The following is a 15,374-nucleotide window of genomic DNA, read 5'->3' on the forward strand; positions in this document are numbered from 1 at the left end:
CTGTTTATTAAGAAAGCAGGATTAGCAACAATTGATTTTAGCTCTGAAATTATTCCAGATATGGGCTGTTTTTGGCATGCATAAGAAAACATGAAGAATTGCCATTGCGATAGTTCCGGGTAAAAGATTTACAATTAACAAATTGAAGAAGCCTGGAGATTGATTGATATTAGAAATCATTATTTCCCCATTTTGAAAAGTAAGTCTGATGGAGAGGTAAACTGCAATTGACGCAAAATGAAACCCATTTACGAATAAATGGACAATATATTCCCAGCGCGGAAGCCCTCCCATAAACTGCCTGCTGTCTTTCTCTATAAAAGCGTCGTACCCTAGCACCATTATATCCAAAAGAACTATGGTTAAACCTATTACAAAACTAGTATGATTATCCTGTTTCAAGAACAGAAAATAAAGGATTGCCGGAAAGAAAACAGCTCTCAAAGTATGGGTAATATGCTCGGTTTTGCTTTCTTCCCGATTATGGAGCTGGTATTTGAAAATATGCAGATAAACGCCATCATATAAGGCTAAGACTGCAAATAGGACAAGAAAGAAGGATGAAATGATAATTGCTGTTTCCATTTTATTTTAAATTGGTTATAAAAGCAAAACTATTGGAAAGTATAATCAGCAAAAAGGACAAATGTCCTCGAATTTACTGGGTAATTTCTTTTCTGATCCTGCTCAGCGTCCTGCGTGTTATTCCTAGATAGCTTGCAATATCATTTACTGAAGCTTTGTTTATAACGGCAGGCTGTTCCTCAAGCATGCGCATGTATTTTTCCTTTGCGCTTTCATTGCACAAAACACTGGCATACTGCTCCATCACCATATACTGCCGCTCGGCAATTGACCTTCCGATATTCTGCCAGAGAGCACTCTTCTGATAGAGAATCTGCAGGTCATTGTAACTGATTGTTATAAGTTCGGTATCTTCTACAGCCTGAATGGAAAGTTCCGAAGGCAGCTGCGAAATAAAGCTCTTGTAGGAAGCCGTCAAATTATTTTCTGCGCAGAAGCAGGAAGTCACTTCTTCGGATTTTTCATTTATGTAATATGTCCTGAGGAGCCCTTTTTTTATAAAAGCGGCTTCATGTGAGGTTTTGCCGATCTCTGCAAAATAACTGTTTCGGGTTAATGTCCTTGTTTTGAAATACGGACTGTACTTTTCAAATTCCTGATCGCTGAGAGGGACGATACTCTTTAAAAATAATTTAAAACTTTCCATAGCGGGTTTTATTTCAATACATTAATATGCTTTTCTAAGCATAAACGCGTAAACGTCCGGAAGAGGACTCTCTTCAATAGCACGGGCTGCTTTTTCAATATCATAAGGAACTCTTACGAATTCCACCTTTATGCCGTCTTTTTTGGAAAGATTACTGGTTTTTTCAATGGTTACCACTGCATAGCAGCAGTCCGGATTTCTATCTTTTGGCTTTCCAACCGACCCTGCATTAATGGCATGAAAATAGCTGCCTTTTTTATTGGGATTTTCCAGTATGCGATGATACGGCAGATGAGAATGTCCGCAGATAAGAATGTCTGTATTGGAATCAAGAAAGATGTTAGTGAAATCTTTCTCATTTTTATCCTCAAGCAGATATTCCCTGTTGCTGTAAGGACTGCCATGAACCATAAGTATCTTAATGAGTTTGTTGGATGTCTGGTATTCAAGTTTAATATGGGCAGGAAGAGCAGAAAGATATTTGATCTGCTCTTTACCCACAATCTGATATGCGTAGCTTTCAATGTCATTTGAGCCGTCATTGTGTATTTCTACAGCTTTGACATCGTGATTTCCTGCAAGGGTAGGGATATGCTTTTTACGGATCTCATTTATCACGGCATTGGGGCATAAATTGTAGCCGACTAAATCCCCTAAGCAGTAAACGGCATCAATATTCTGCTCTTCAATACTTTTTAAAGTCTGCTCCAGTGCGGGGAAGTTCGCATGTATATCCGATATTATTGCAATTCTCATATTTTCTTAAGCAGTTTCTGCAGCTACCTGTTTTGTGAAATACTTTTTTCGGAACCAGAAGGCAAGGTTTACCAGTGCTATAAGAGCAGGCACTTCTACCAGAGGGCCTATAACACCTGCAAAAGCCTGTCCGCTGTTTATTCCAAACACGCCGATTGCCACAGCAATGGCAAGCTCGAAATTATTCCCTGTTGCTGTAAATGCTATAGAGGTCGCTTTTGAATAGTCAGCCCCAAAATATTTACCCGTGAAAAAACTGATGACAAACATTAAAGTAAAGTAAATCACAAGCGGTATTGCAATACGAACAACGTCCATAGGGATCTGAACAATAAGTTCCCCTTTCAGGCTGAACATTACAATAATTGTAAAAAGCAATGAAATAAGTGTAATTGGCGAGATAAACGGCACGTACTTATTCTCAAACCATTCAGAACCTTTTAAGGCTATCAAAGCATAACGGCTTATGATTCCCAAGGCAAATGGAATTCCTAAATAGATACCGACACTCTCGGCAATCTGTCCAATGCTGATATTGACTTCAAAACCATCATATCCAAAATAGGGAGGGAGAACGGTTATAAAAATATAAGCATATACACTGTAAAGCAGTACCTGAAAGATGCTGTTAAGGGCAATAAGTCCAGCTGCATACTCACGGTTTCCGTCTGCCAGATCGTTCCATACCACAACCATTGCGATACAGCGTGCCAGACCGATCAGGATCACCCCGATCATGTATTCAGGATATCCGTTCAAAAACAGGAGCGCCAATAAAAACATCAAAACAGGGCCTACGATCCAGTTCAGGAATAAAGAAGCACCTAAGACTTTAGTGTTTTTGAAAACCTGACCCATCTGTTCGTATTTTACTTTTGCCAGAGGCGGATACATCATCAGGATAAGCCCTATTGCCAATGGAATGTTTGTTGTTCCGCTGGAGAAAGAATTGATGAAATCTCCGCTGGAAGGAATAAAGTATCCTATTGCCACGCCTATTGCCATAGCAAGGAAAATCCAAAGGGTCAAGAAGCGGTCAAGGAAGCTTAATTTTTTGCGTCCGACGGCTGGTGCACAGTTATTTGCTGACATTTTATTTTTTTATTTGTGAGAATACGTAAAACATTTCAGTTCCTATCTGCAGGCTTCGCTCCAGATAAGTTTCTTTCTGCTGAGGCGTTCCGTCGGAAATTTTTGGATCTTCAAAGGTAATCGGGATTCTTTTCTCAGCACCTGCTATAAAGGGGCATCCGCCGTCAGCCTGCGAGCAGGTCATTATTGCGGCGAATCCGCTTTCAGGATTGAAGTCATCATCATAGGTTTTGGAAAAACCGATGACAGGAAGTTCGTCAGCTGAATATTTTATTGAATAAACCGGGTTTGATCCCTCTGAAAGCGTTTTGATGTTGAATCCTGAATCCTTCAAAGTCTCCGCTGCCATTGGGAAAAGGGCGGTAGCCTCTGTTCCTCCTGAATAGCATGAAACGTTTTTGATGCCGTAATAGGCGGCAGCAGTCTGAGCCCAAACCTGCGAAAGATGGCTTCTTCTGGAATTGTGCGTGCAGATTAGGTTTAGTCTGGTTTCCAGCTTACTGTCCACTTTAGTCTGAATGAAGTCGATTAATGGCTGCAGGACTGTTTTGCGATCCTCGGAGATCTGCTTAAAATCAAATGATTTAACGGTATTCTCAATTTGTGGATATAACATAGTTTTTTGGCTGTAAAGGTTTATTGATTATCTGTTTAATGATTAGCAGCATCCTCCGCCCGGAGTGCATGAATTAGCATTGTCAGTATTTAACTGAGATAATTTTACTTTAGGCTTATCAGATGGAATACCGCACTGCTCCTGAGCAAGACAGGCTGTCTGTTTATTAAGCAGAGTGAAGTTTTTACCGTTAAAATCTAAATCGTATTTGCCGATAGTAGTGTTCTGGTATTCCACTTCAATTTCATTGTCTTCAATTCCTAACACTTTTTCTGAAAGCTCAATGATGTGGATCAGTTTCTGAGGTTTAAGCCTGTGCTCGTAGTCGTTGGCATCCCAAAGCTGGAAGTTTACAACTGTTTCTTTTCTTACTGTTCCTCCGCAGTCGATGAAGTTTTTGGTAACCAAGCCTACTTCAGTTACGTGAAAATATTCCGGTACAAATGTGCCGTCCGGCAGTTCAAAATTTACAGCTTCCACTGTTTTAAGCACTTCTTTAATTTCTGAAAGTTTCATAATTTTTTATATTTAGTTAAACTATATTTTTTATTAATTAATAACGGAGCTTCTTCTTTCAAGAAGCGCAGTATCTCTCCAGATACCATTCTGTTTTCCGATTTTTTCTCTTGTTCCCAGTATTCTGAAACCTGCTTTTTCATGGATTCGGAGGCTTGCCGTATTCTCAGGAAAGATCCCTGCCTGAAGCGTCCAGATTCCTTCAGTTTCGCTCTGTCGTACAAGTTCCTTTAAAAGGGTAAGCCCGATTCCTTTTCCCGAATGTGCAGGATCCACATATACGCTCACCTCTGCAACCCCTGCATAAACGCAGCGTGATGAAACAGGTGTAAGGGCAGCCCATCCAATTACCTTGCCATCTTCCTGCATCACAACCCGGCAGGACTTAAGATGCGACTGGTCCCAGTCTTCCCATGAAGGGGCACTGGTCTGGAAAGTTGCATTGCCGGTGTCTATCCCTTTTTGGTAAATTATTTTTACCTCATCCCAGTGTTTGTCCGAAAGTTTTCTGATTTCCATATTTTTATAGATTAGCAGCATTCGCTTCTCTTTTTTGCCAAATGATCTGATATGTGCTGAAAGAAGCCTTTTATCTTTTCCAGTCCAGGTTCATTGATGCAGTAGCAGATCGAGTTTCCTTCGATGCTTCCTTTAATCAAACCTGCATTTTTCAATTCTTTCAGATGCTGTGAAACGGTCGGCTGTGAAAGGGGGAGTTCGTTTACAATATCTCCGCAGATGCAGGCATCCACTTTTAATAAATATTCCATAATAGCAATACGCGCAGGATGGCCTAATGCTTTGGCTAAAACAGCCAGCTCGTTCTGGCTTTCTGTAAAGTGATCTGTTTTTGTTGCTCCCATCGTTTTATATTTATATTGCAATATTACGATAATAATTTAAATAAAAAAAAATATAAAGATTTATTTTTATGAAGATGAAGGCATCGGCTAAGAAAAAGATTCGATGCATATGGTTTTATAATATTGTTTGTTACCCGAATGCTAGTTTTATCAAACCAATGTATAAAGCAATAATTACATGGTTTATCGTTAGCTGATATTATATAAATACAATACAAACTGAACAACCCATAATTAGAAAGATGTTCAGCATTTGCAGTTATTTGTTATTAATAATACCAATTTTAAATTTAAAATTGGTATTATTAGATTTTCATACTGGTTCAATTTCGATCATTAATTTGAATGGACTTCCACACCGTTCAAATGAAAGACAATTTAAAAAAATTGATATCCTTCAATATTAACCGATTAATCTTAATTCTAGAATTTGGTCTTACAATAATTTACTATTGTACTTATAAGCTAGTAATTTAAAATAAATCCTGCACCAAAGCCCATATCACTGTCATAGTGTGAAGACAAAGAACCCCATCTGGTAATTATATAGCGTAGTCCTGCCATATATTCCTTGTCTGTATTCCACATCAAATTCATTCTAAGCCGTTTAGAAACGGGAATGTCTTTACGTTCAAATTGTAATCTGACTTTACCATCGGTAAAAACTTCAGCTTGTGCTACTATTAACATAGGTAGGATGTAGTTAACCCCTAGACTTACCACTGCACGTTTATCCTTAGTATTGGTTTGTCCAAAAAGATTATTTTCTTGTATATCTTCTCCCATTCTTCTATATCTCCAGTCAAATCCTATAAAAGGCATTAACCATTGCATTTTTCCAATATATCGACCAATATGTGTTTCTGTTTCATAACCATGCATGTCATTGTATCCTAACCTCCATTCGGTTCCAATGCTCCAGCGTGTACTTTGATACATTGCTTCACCGTCATTTCCATTGGTGGCAAAATCATTTTCTGCCATAAAGTGGAATTTTCTGTCGTCAGCAAACAATTTTCGTTGAGCCAGTTTAGGGTTTGGTATTTCTGGATTTGGAGGTGAATTTTCATAAGAAAAAATTCTGCCCATACCAGCCATCATATGGTAGAGAATATGACAGTGGAAAAACCAGTCGCCGCCATCTTCGCTTGCGGCGAATTCAATAGTATCTGTTTCCATTGGCATGATGTCGATGATATTTTTCAAAGGCGCAAAATCACCTTGCCCATTGATGACCCTGAAATCATGGCCATGCAAATGCATTGGATGGCGCATCATTGAATTATTATGCAGGACGATACGTAAAATTTCTCCTTTCTTGATCAGGATTTTATCAGCTTCGGAAACGACCTTGTTATCCAGGCTCCACACATAGCGATTCATATTTCCGGTAAGCTCGAATTTGAGCTCCCTCACTGGAGCATCTTTTGACAATGCCGTGCTTGTTGGAGATTTTAGCATCGCATAATTTAATGTCACAATATCGGCAAGAGCATTGGCATTGTACTTATTTTCCATATTGTGCATGTCGTGCATTTTATCAGGGGTATCCAATTTGGTTTCTTCTTTGTCCATCTCCATTGGCATGTCTTTACTTCCTTTTGTTTGTGGGCCTGTAATTTCAGGATACATTACCGAGTTCATATCCATCTGATTCAGCGACATCTTCATCCCCATATCATTTAGGTCTCCGTTCATTTTCATCATATCGTTCATCATTTGCATCCCTTCAAAGTATTTCAGTTTGGGTAAAGGGGAGGTGAGCTGTTTGATGCCATTTCCAATGTAGAGGGACGCCGATTTTGTCCGGTCTTCTGGTGTTGCCAAAAACTCATAAGATGTATTTTCTGCCGGAATGCTTAAAACAAGGTCATAAGTTTCAGAAACTGCAATAAGTAGACGGTCTACTTCAACAGGCTCAACATCATTACCATCACTGGCCACTACTGTAATTTTGCCTCCGGCATAGGTAAGCCAAAAATTACTGGATGCACCGCCATTAGAGACGCGTAATCTTACCTTATCACCGGCTTTGAACTGCGAAAGCTGGCTTTCGTTTTTCCCATTAATTAAAAATTTCTCATAATAGACATCGCTTACATCCATAGCGTTCATACGCTTCCACTCATTGAGGACCTTGGTTTTTAAATAGCCTTGTTTTATAGCTTCGCCATAACTTTGGGTCGTGCCTTTTTTTATTGCAAACCAATCGGAGGCATTATGCAGCATTCTATGAACGTTCTCCGGGTCGATATCGGTCCATTCGCTCAGCACAATCGGAATTGTCGGTAGGTCATCTATCCCTGCCCTGAAGTTTGGATCGGAGCTTCGTTTGTTCATCACAAAAGAACCGTACATTCCTATTTGTTCCTGCAAACCAGAATGGCTATGGTACCAATGGGTCCCATGCTGCCTGATGGGAAAAGAATATTTGTAGGTACTGTGTGCTTTTATCGGCATTTGGGTAAGGTTAGGCACACCGTCTTCTTTATTGGGTAGAAACAAACCATGCCAGTGTAATGACGTTTCTTCGTCAAGTTCATTATGAACATAAATTTCTGCGGTATCACCTTCTGTAAAGGTTAATGTAGGCATTGGTATCTGGCCATTTACCGCTATCGCTCTTTTTGATTTCCCTGAGAAATTTACCACCGTATCGCGAACATATAAATCGTACCTTACAACTTTAGGTGGCTCATCATTTACCATCATTTTTTTTACTGGGGGGCTCGCTGTTTTCTTTTCCATGTTTGTCTTATTATGCGCCTGATGCATATTGATCTTATCCGCAGAGGAAGATTTAGCCTTTTTAGGCATTTCCTCTTTAACAGCAGTTACAGTTTTAGGTTTTGCAGCTGCCTTCGGCTTAGTGATTTTAGACTTTTCTTTCACTAATGCCATGCCGCATTTTGGGCATTTTCCTGGTTTGGATTCATGGATATCGGGATGCATTGGACAAGTATAGGTAGCAGGATTCGACTCTTCTTTGACAGACTTTTTATCTATTGCCATTTTCATATCCTGGGCTTGAATCAGGACAGGAAGCATGATAAATACGAGTATTATAAGTATGTTTTTCATATTGCTTTTTTAAAGAATAGTGTTCTATTATTTTTTTTCCATCTCATTTAACTTGGCCTTCATCTGTGCAATTTCAGTTTGTTGTGCTTTTATAATGTCCTTGGCAAGCTGGCTTATTTCAGGATCGTGAAGAGAAGCCTTCTGAGCCATTAGTATTGCTGCTGCATGGTGCGGTATCATTGATTTTAAAAATTGTTTATCTCCAACAGCTGCTTGCTCTCTTATACAGGAAAAAAAAATGATCGCGATAAGGCTGCCTGTTATAAGTAACATTATGTTCCATTTTTTATTAATATACATACGACCCATAACAATAATTTCAATTACGAGCATTGGCATAGTCATTAGTCCTGCCATGTAAAATTGGTTTACATTGGGAATGACATTAGCAAAAATATCGACCATCGAATACATCAATATGTACATAGAAATAAATGACAATACGATCATAATGGCTAATTTTTTGTACATTTTGGAGTCTACCTCTTTTGAATACTGCTGTGTTGCGTGTTCCATTTTCATATTTTTAGCTTTAAAAGTTATTTAGATTTATCTATTTCCCTGAACAAAACAAGTCTAATGCTACTATAACACTGGATCGGTTTAAATGGCAAGGATTTTTATGCTTCTGTAGTTTTCAATGTGATATTGTAATACTTATTATTTATTTACTTTTAAGTAATAATTGTAACTCTTCAATCTGATTTTTTAATTTTTCAGTACCCTTCATTTTTTTCTGTTCTGCAATTGTTAAGGCTTTTTTTGCTGCCTCAATAGCATTGGGATAATCCTTCAGTTCTAAAGATACTTTCTGTCTTAAAGTGGGATAATAAAAATTTTCGGGATCTAATTTTTCAGCTTCAGCTAACCACGATACTGCTTGATTGTTTGCTCTACCCGTGGCTGAATAATAATTTGCTGCCTGAAACAATAAAGTAGCATTTTGACTTTTTTCTTTAATAATATATTTGTCAATTAGAGCTAAAATTTCTTTGTCAGCTTTGCTTTTCATAGGTATTTTAACCATGGTATTTTCCCATTCTATTTTAAGGAAGCCTTCTCCTTTACTGTTGATGTCATTTAATTCAATGGTAAAAGTTTCGTAAAAATCAATCGTTTTTTCTGTAGGAACGGTAAAACGCATAACATCTTTTTTCTCATCATAACCAGTTTCGCCATGTAAAGTAATATCACTATTGATAATGATAGTCCACTCATTTTCTGAAGGAATTGAGAATACAGAATAAGTTCCTGCTTTCAAAATATTATTTCCAAAAGCGATATCTTCATTAGTACTTATGGTCGTACAATCGCTGGCGCCTGTTCGCCAGAGCTTACCAAAAGGCACTAATTCGCCAAATATTTTTCGCCCTCTTACTAAGGGCCTGCTATAGGATATTTTGACTGTTGAGCTTCCGATTTCTTGTTGAAATGATGCCGAAGGGCTTGCAGAAGTAAGTTTAATTTGAACTTTTTCTTGTGCAGAAATTGATAACGATTGTATAATAATGAAGCTTAGCAGAATTATTTTTTTCATATTTTGTTAATTTTAAATTGATTTTGATATTTTTTCCATTATTGAATGGTCGGTTCCAAATTTGCAGATAGCATCACAATTAGCTCTTAATTCAGAAAACAGGATATATTTGATATTCATATTTGAGTTTTTTATAACGGGCCTATTAAGCTGAAGAACCACATCTTTTTCCCGGTTATCCGGAATAATAATGTAAAAAACTTCATGTCCGCTTGAGATACTAAAATATAGGTCAGACAAGCGAAGTATGCCGGAATAAATACTAGTGCTTTTTTCTACTTCAAAGGCACCTATAATCTTGTTTGTGCCTTTTTCGAACCAGAGTACATCAATAAGCTTGATAGTATTTTGTGTGTCCTTGTCTGTAGGGAGTTCGGGAAATTTATTTATTGATATAAATGAAAAATTTTGTCCTCCAAACGATTTGCTTTTGTCGTTACTCGCTGGGGTGACATCAAAACCCAATGAAACTCCAATTTTTAATAAATGGTACTGCATCTCACTATGAAGATTTTCCTCCAGTTTTTCTTCGAGTATTTCTTTTTGGCGCTTGTGTACGTTTTTTTCGAATCTTGAACGTTCTGCCTCGCTTAAATATTCATCATTGCCGATCAGCATTTTCTGAGTTCCAATTTCAAAACACAATCCTGCAATGGCACCCAAATCATTTGAGAGCTGTGATTTATGTAGACTATTAGTTTTCAATAAAGTTTCTCGGATTTTAAGATACTCAGTCCAGCTTCCTAATTTTTTTTTGTCTTTAAAAAGAAAATTAAAACCATTGAGAATAGCGGTGTTAAAAGGTGGGAACCAGGTTGGGTGTATGAAATATAAAATACTGGCAACAGCAGGCCCTAATCCTTTAATTTTTAATTCATCTAGTTTTATAATTTCTTTTACAACCTGTTCTTCATACTTAGCATTGATGCAATTTTCAAGGAACTGACCAAAAGCCAATTTATTGTTTTGATTCTCATAGATGTCAGGAATACGTAATTTGGGTTTCCAATAAAACGGATGGGAAACCCCTGCAAAGACTTGTTTTTGTTCGGCTATGCAGCTCAAAACAAATTCTAAGCTGCTTTCTTTAAAATCATTAGGAAAGTTCTTGTTTTTAATATCCTCAATGACTTGCAGAACACCGCGTCTAATAGTCCGAAATGCTTTTAACCGTTGGTTGTTATCTATAAACCAGGTATTATAGACACTTTCGTTATCGTTTTTATACTGCAGAATAATTTGTCCTAGATTGGTCATTTGTTTGTATAGTAAAATTATTTATTCTTTAGAGTTTTAAACTTCTCAATCGCAATGCATTCACAATAACAGATACCGAACTAAAACTCATTGCCAAGGCAGCAATCATAGGAGAAAGTAATATTCCGAAAAATGGATATAAAACACCCGCAGCAACTGGTACGCCTAAGACATTATATACAAAAGCAAAGAATAGGTTTTGCTTGATGTTGCTCATTACAGCGTGGCTCAGATTTTTTGCTTTTACAATTCCTTGCAGATCTCCTTTTACCAAAGTAATCTTGGCGCTTTCGATCGCAACATCTGTTCCTGTTCCCATCGCAATTCCAATGTCCGATTGAGCCAAAGCTGGCGCATCATTTATTCCATCTCCCGCCATAGCTACAATTTTTCCTTCGGCTTGAAGTTTCTCGATTACTTTTAATTTATCCTCGGGTAAACAACCTGCCTGAAAAGAGGTTAAATGCAATTCGTCTGCAACCGCTTTGGCTGTATTTACATTATCTCCCGTAAGCATGATTACTTCAACCCCTTGGCGCATTAATTCTTTTATAGCTGCAGCACTTGTTTCTTTTATAGCATCGGTTATCGTTACAAATCCCACTACATTTTTATCTACAGCGATATAAGAAACTGTTTTTCCTAATTTTTGTTCTGCAATAATTTTTTCTTCAATTGTGGCAGAAATAGCTGCCCCTGCTTGCTCCATTAATTTTTTATTCCCTAATGCCATCTTTTTATCAATAGCAGTTCCGATAACTCCTTTTCCGGCGATGTTTTCAAAATCATCTACTTTGGTCAAAGAAACATTTTTAGCTTTTGCAAATTTCACTACAGCCTCCGCAAGAGGATGCTCACTGTACTGATTTAAAGACGCTATGTATTGCAGCAGTTCATCTTCTGAATATTGCAGCGCTACGATTTTTTCTACCGAAGGTTTGCCCTCCGTAATTGTTCCTGTTTTATCCGTAATGAGAACATTTACTTTGTCCATTTTTTCCAAAGCTTCGGCATTTTTTATCAGAATTCCCGATTGAGCGCCTTTTCCAACTCCTACCATTACAGACATGGGCGTTGCTAAACCTAATGCACAAGGGCAAGCAATTATTAATACTGCAATAGCATTTATAAATCCATAAACCATTGCTGGTTCCGGACCAAATTTTGCCCAAATGAAAAAGGTAAGAATGGAAATAACGACAACAATGGGCACAAAATATTTAGCGATGCTATCGGCTAGTTTCTGAATTGGTGCTCTGGAACGACTTGCATTATTAACCATTTGTATAATTTGCGAAAGCAAGGTTTCCGAACCAACTTTTTCGGCAACCATAATAAAGGATTTGTTTCCGTTTATAGTCCCTGAAGACACCATATCACCTATTTTTTTATCTACAGGAATTGGTTCGCCGGTAATCATCGATTCGTCTACTGTGCTTTCACCATCAGTAATCTTCCCGTCTACAGGAATTTTGTCTCCGGGTTTTACCCGTAATAAATTACCTTTTTTGATATCATGGATTGAGATTATTTTATCACCGCCATCAATTACCAAAGTAGCTTGGGTAGGAGCCAGTTTTAATAATTCTTTTATAGCACCACTGGTTTGACTATGTGCTCTTGCCTCGAGTAATTGTCCTAACAAAACCAAAGTTAGAATAACCGTTGTGGCCTCAAAGTATAGCAGCACTGTTCCGTGTTCGGTCTTAAATTCACTAGGAAAAACGTCTGGGAAAAACATTCCTGCCAAACTAAATAAAAATGCCACTCCTGTACCAATTCCGATAAGGGTAAACATATTTAAGTTCCATGTAATTATTGACTTCCAAGCCCGTACAAAAAATATCCAACACGCATAAAAGACAACAGGAAGTGATAAGATAAGTTGTACCCAGTTCCATTTAGAGGCATCCATTAATTGTAGTAGAGGATTCTTGTGAGCCATTTCTATCATAGCTATAGCGAAAATGGGAACAGTAAATACTACCGCTATTTTCATTTTCTTAACCAAATCCTTGTAAATTCTTTGGTCTTCGTTTTCACTTGGCTCCAGTGGCACCAGATCCATTCCGCAAATAGGACATGAACCTGGTGAATCGGTTATAACTTCCGGATGCATTGAACAGGTATACTGCTGAACCCGGGCAGCAGCAGGTTCTTGTACCAAATGCATTCCGCATACAGGACAATCTCCTGCTTTATCATACATTTTATCACCTTCACAATGCATCGGGCAATAATATTTCCCACCCGCATCATTGTGAGGTACGGCTGTCGTTTTATGATCATGTTTGTGTCCATGATTCTCAGCAGTGCTACAGCATGATTTCTCCGTTTTTTTTTCGTGCGAATGCGTGGTTTGAGTCATTTCAATGGTGTACTTTCCAACCGCAGTCAATGCTTCTTGGAGCTCTTCGGTCGCAATATGATTTTCCATTGTAATAGTTGCCAATGGAGGATCTAAGGAGACCTTTGCTTTTATTCCCTCTACAGCATTTAACGTTTTTTCTACTTTTGTACGACATCCATCGCAAGTCATTCCCGATATTGTATAGGTGTGTGTCATAAGGTTATTTTTTACAGTTCCGATGCGTTATTTCTTTAATATATAGAAAGTTAGTGATTTTTTTTAAGCCAATCTGCATATTCTAATTATTTAATTATTTCTTTCACCTCGCCGCACTTGAGCATTTTTTCTCCAAAGTACGGATTGCGCACTTCTTTGGTAGAACTAATCCATACGGCCCCTTTATTGTCGAAAGCCATTGGACAATATTCTAAGTAGAGCTCAGCCTCAGCCATTCCTGCTTTTTTTACCAGGCTGACCATTTCATTACTTAGATTAGAATAAGCAGCTCGCTGCTTATCGATATCGGGAGCTGAAACGATTGCCGTAGCACTTGCTGCAAGATTGCTGTTGCTGCTGATTTCCCGTGCTCCCGCTTCAATTGCATTCGCCGCCAGTTTTGCTTCAGCGACATTATCTTGGGCAAGGGCTACTGTTAAATGGGCATAGTGGCTGTATATCGCGTTTAAAATATCATCATTTATCCTGATTGCGGGATCCTTTAAAATTGGGACAGAGGCTTTATTATTCTGCTGAACCTCTTTCTTATTGTTTTCACCGTTACCGCACGCAATAAGCAGGAAGAGTGAGGCTATTGGAATTCCGATTTTGATTAATTTTTTCATTGTCTGTGTGATTGATTATTACATTTTCATTCCTGACATAGGGTTTTTGCCTTTCTTTAATATAAATTCACTGTACAAAAGATAGGCACCGGATGCAACGACGATATCTCCTTTTTTTAAACCGCTAGTAATTTCCACTTCATCGAAGGTTTCAGAACCAATAGCCACCATTTTAGGCTGATACTTGCCTTTTTCAATTTCAATCCACACATGTGTACCGCTGCCGTCTCTTATTACGGCATCTACAGGTATGGTTAATTTCATTTTTTGTTCTGATGAAGGCAGTAAAACAATTGCCTGTTGACCTGCCTGCCATTGCTTGTTTGGATTGGCAATAGCACCTCGCAGCTGTATGAGCTGTTTGCTTGTCTGCAGGGCAGGATTTATAAAATCTACCGTCATTGTTTGGGGCTGATCTTCATAACCCGAGACAATAACTTTTACTTTTTGGCCTATTTTAACTTTACCGGCATCTGCAGGATAGACATCAGCTTCGACCCATAAACGGGTATAATCTTCCAGTTTCATAATAGAGCCTCCTTCTGCTACATATTGGCCTTCTGTTATGGAAAGTTCTGCAACTATTCCTGAATACGGGGCATAATAAACAACATAAGGAGAAGCTTTTTGTTTTTTTAATAATTCATTAAGCTGTGCTTCAGATTGTCCATATAATAATAGTTTTTGTTTTGCAGCATTTTTTATTTGGGCAAATCGTTTATCCTCAGTAAAGCTTGCAGCCTGTGCCGTAGCTAGAAGGTACTCCTGCTGCAGGGCTGAAAGCTGCTCTGAATATATTTTGTACAAAGGCTGGCCTTTTCGAACGGGAACACCAGTTTCTTTTACATACAACTCTTCAATCCTTCCTGCCACGCGACTTGAAATGTAAATAGTTTGCTCAGGGTCAGTAACCAAACGTCCGTTAAGATGAGAAGAATTTGAAAATTCATTTTCCCCAGCAGTTATTGTAGTCAGATTAGCTAGTGCCTGCTGGCTCGGTCCCAAGGTTAGAAAGTCCTGTGCGTTGTTTTTTTCGAAAGGCACTAAATCCATTCCACAGATCGGGCATGAGCCGGGGCCATCTTTTACAATTTGCGGATGCATGGGGCAGGTATAGGTTTGAGCTTTTTCCTGACTGGTTTTTTTTTCTTCTTTTTGGGCACATGCTGTAAATAGAAGTGGAAAAACCATTGCAATGAGCAAAATAGTACGAATTATTAATTTATTGTTCAT

At 38.2% G+C, this 15,374-nt stretch carries 15 protein-coding genes; all 15 read right to left on the reverse strand.

The features are described from left to right. Positions 1-21 precede the first annotated feature (21 nt). On the reverse strand, positions 22-585 hold the full coding sequence (locus FF52_RS05695) for a hypothetical protein (protein ID WP_008463714.1): 564 nt from the start codon (positions 583-585) through the stop codon (positions 22-24). A gap of 73 nt (positions 586-658) precedes the next feature. Next, positions 659-1,231 (reverse strand): Crp/Fnr family transcriptional regulator, encoded by a 573-nt coding sequence (locus FF52_RS05700; protein WP_008463715.1) that lies wholly within the window; start codon positions 1,229-1,231, stop codon positions 659-661. A 21-nt stretch (positions 1,232-1,252) separates the two neighbouring features. Continuing rightward, a complete protein-coding gene (locus tag FF52_RS05705; protein WP_008463716.1) occupies positions 1,253-1,987 on the reverse strand; it encodes a metallophosphoesterase family protein in 735 nt (244 codons plus the stop codon). A gap of 6 nt (positions 1,988-1,993) precedes the next feature. After that, on the reverse strand, positions 1,994-3,079 hold the full coding sequence (arsB, locus tag FF52_RS05710; protein ID WP_008463717.1) for an ACR3 family arsenite efflux transporter: 1,086 nt from the start codon (positions 3,077-3,079) through the stop codon (positions 1,994-1,996). A 1-nt stretch (position 3,080) separates the two neighbouring features. Continuing rightward, a complete protein-coding gene (locus tag FF52_RS05715; protein ID WP_008463718.1) occupies positions 3,081-3,695 on the reverse strand; it encodes a low molecular weight phosphatase family protein in 615 nt (204 codons plus the stop codon). Positions 3,696-3,737: 42 nt separating this feature from the next. Continuing rightward, positions 3,738-4,211, reverse strand: coding sequence for a DUF6428 family protein (locus FF52_RS05720; RefSeq protein ID WP_008463724.1), 474 nt, complete (start codon positions 4,209-4,211; stop codon positions 3,738-3,740). A gap of 33 nt (positions 4,212-4,244) precedes the next feature. Beyond that, complete coding sequence (locus FF52_RS05725; protein WP_008463732.1) at positions 4,245-4,751, reverse strand: GNAT family N-acetyltransferase; 507 nt, start codon at positions 4,749-4,751, stop codon at positions 4,245-4,247. Beyond that, the gene (locus tag FF52_RS05730; protein WP_008463735.1) at positions 4,742-5,074 is read right to left on the reverse strand and encodes an ArsR/SmtB family transcription factor; all 333 of its coding nucleotides are present in this window, start codon (positions 5,072-5,074) and stop codon (positions 4,742-4,744) included. The genes FF52_RS05725 and FF52_RS05730 overlap by 10 nt, the downstream gene beginning before the upstream one ends. A 465-nt stretch (positions 5,075-5,539) precedes the next feature. Then, positions 5,540-8,155, reverse strand: a complete 2,616-nt coding sequence (locus tag FF52_RS05735) for a multicopper oxidase domain-containing protein (RefSeq protein WP_008463737.1) — start codon at positions 8,153-8,155, stop codon at positions 5,540-5,542. 27 nt (positions 8,156-8,182) lie between these two features. Beyond that, the gene (locus tag FF52_RS05740) at positions 8,183-8,671 is read right to left on the reverse strand and encodes a DUF305 domain-containing protein (protein ID WP_235023018.1); all 489 of its coding nucleotides are present in this window, start codon (positions 8,669-8,671) and stop codon (positions 8,183-8,185) included. Between the two features lie 148 nt (positions 8,672-8,819). Continuing rightward, on the reverse strand, positions 8,820-9,692 hold the full coding sequence (locus FF52_RS05745; protein WP_008463742.1) for a DUF2911 domain-containing protein: 873 nt from the start codon (positions 9,690-9,692) through the stop codon (positions 8,820-8,822). 12 nt (positions 9,693-9,704) lie between these two features. Next, a complete protein-coding gene (locus FF52_RS05750) occupies positions 9,705-10,949 on the reverse strand; it encodes a hypothetical protein (protein WP_008463743.1) in 1,245 nt (414 codons plus the stop codon). 28 nt (positions 10,950-10,977) lie between these two features. Next, the gene (locus FF52_RS05755) at positions 10,978-13,515 is read right to left on the reverse strand and encodes a heavy metal translocating P-type ATPase (protein ID WP_008463744.1); all 2,538 of its coding nucleotides are present in this window, start codon (positions 13,513-13,515) and stop codon (positions 10,978-10,980) included. An 86-nt stretch (positions 13,516-13,601) separates the two neighbouring features. Then, positions 13,602-14,141: a DUF3347 domain-containing protein gene (locus FF52_RS05760; RefSeq protein WP_008463745.1), complete on the reverse strand. Its 540-nt coding sequence runs from the start codon at positions 14,139-14,141 to the stop codon at positions 13,602-13,604. Between the two features lie 18 nt (positions 14,142-14,159). Further along, a complete protein-coding gene (locus tag FF52_RS05765; protein WP_008463746.1) occupies positions 14,160-15,374 on the reverse strand; it encodes an efflux RND transporter periplasmic adaptor subunit in 1,215 nt (404 codons plus the stop codon).

Source organism: Flavobacterium sp. F52 (assembly GCF_000278705.1).
GTDB lineage: Bacteria > Bacteroidota > Bacteroidia > Flavobacteriales > Flavobacteriaceae > Flavobacterium > Flavobacterium anhuiense.

Excerpts from the sequence above, each read along its gene's own strand:
- FF52_RS05725 (WP_008463732.1), bottom strand. The coding sequence starts at position 4,751 with ATGCTGCTAATCTATAAAAATATGGAAATCAGAAAACTTTCGGACAAA.
- FF52_RS05750 (WP_008463743.1), bottom strand. The coding sequence starts at position 10,949 with ATGACCAATCTAGGACAAATTATTCTGCAGTATAAAAACGATAACGAA.
- FF52_RS05755 (WP_008463744.1), bottom strand. The coding sequence starts at position 13,515 with ATGACACACACCTATACAATATCGGGAATGACTTGCGATGGATGTCGT.
- FF52_RS05695 (WP_008463714.1), bottom strand. The coding sequence starts at position 585 with ATGGAAACAGCAATTATCATTTCATCCTTCTTTCTTGTCCTATTTGCA.
- arsB (WP_008463717.1), bottom strand. The coding sequence starts at position 3,079 with ATGTCAGCAAATAACTGTGCACCAGCCGTCGGACGCAAAAAATTAAGC.
- FF52_RS05740 (WP_235023018.1), bottom strand. The coding sequence starts at position 8,671 with ATGGAACACGCAACACAGCAGTATTCAAAAGAGGTAGACTCCAAAATG.
- FF52_RS05745 (WP_008463742.1), bottom strand. The coding sequence starts at position 9,692 with ATGAAAAAAATAATTCTGCTAAGCTTCATTATTATACAATCGTTATCA.
- FF52_RS05730 (WP_008463735.1), bottom strand. The coding sequence starts at position 5,074 with ATGGGAGCAACAAAAACAGATCACTTTACAGAAAGCCAGAACGAGCTG.
- FF52_RS05735 (WP_008463737.1), bottom strand. The coding sequence starts at position 8,155 with ATGAAAAACATACTTATAATACTCGTATTTATCATGCTTCCTGTCCTG.
- FF52_RS05705 (WP_008463716.1), bottom strand. The coding sequence starts at position 1,987 with ATGAGAATTGCAATAATATCGGATATACATGCGAACTTCCCCGCACTG.
- FF52_RS05715 (WP_008463718.1), bottom strand. The coding sequence starts at position 3,695 with ATGTTATATCCACAAATTGAGAATACCGTTAAATCATTTGATTTTAAG.
- FF52_RS05720 (WP_008463724.1), bottom strand. The coding sequence starts at position 4,211 with ATGAAACTTTCAGAAATTAAAGAAGTGCTTAAAACAGTGGAAGCTGTA.
- FF52_RS05700 (WP_008463715.1), bottom strand. The coding sequence starts at position 1,231 with ATGGAAAGTTTTAAATTATTTTTAAAGAGTATCGTCCCTCTCAGCGAT.
- FF52_RS05765 (WP_008463746.1), bottom strand. The coding sequence starts at position 15,374 with ATGAACAATAAATTAATAATTCGTACTATTTTGCTCATTGCAATGGTT.
- FF52_RS05760 (WP_008463745.1), bottom strand. The coding sequence starts at position 14,141 with ATGAAAAAATTAATCAAAATCGGAATTCCAATAGCCTCACTCTTCCTG.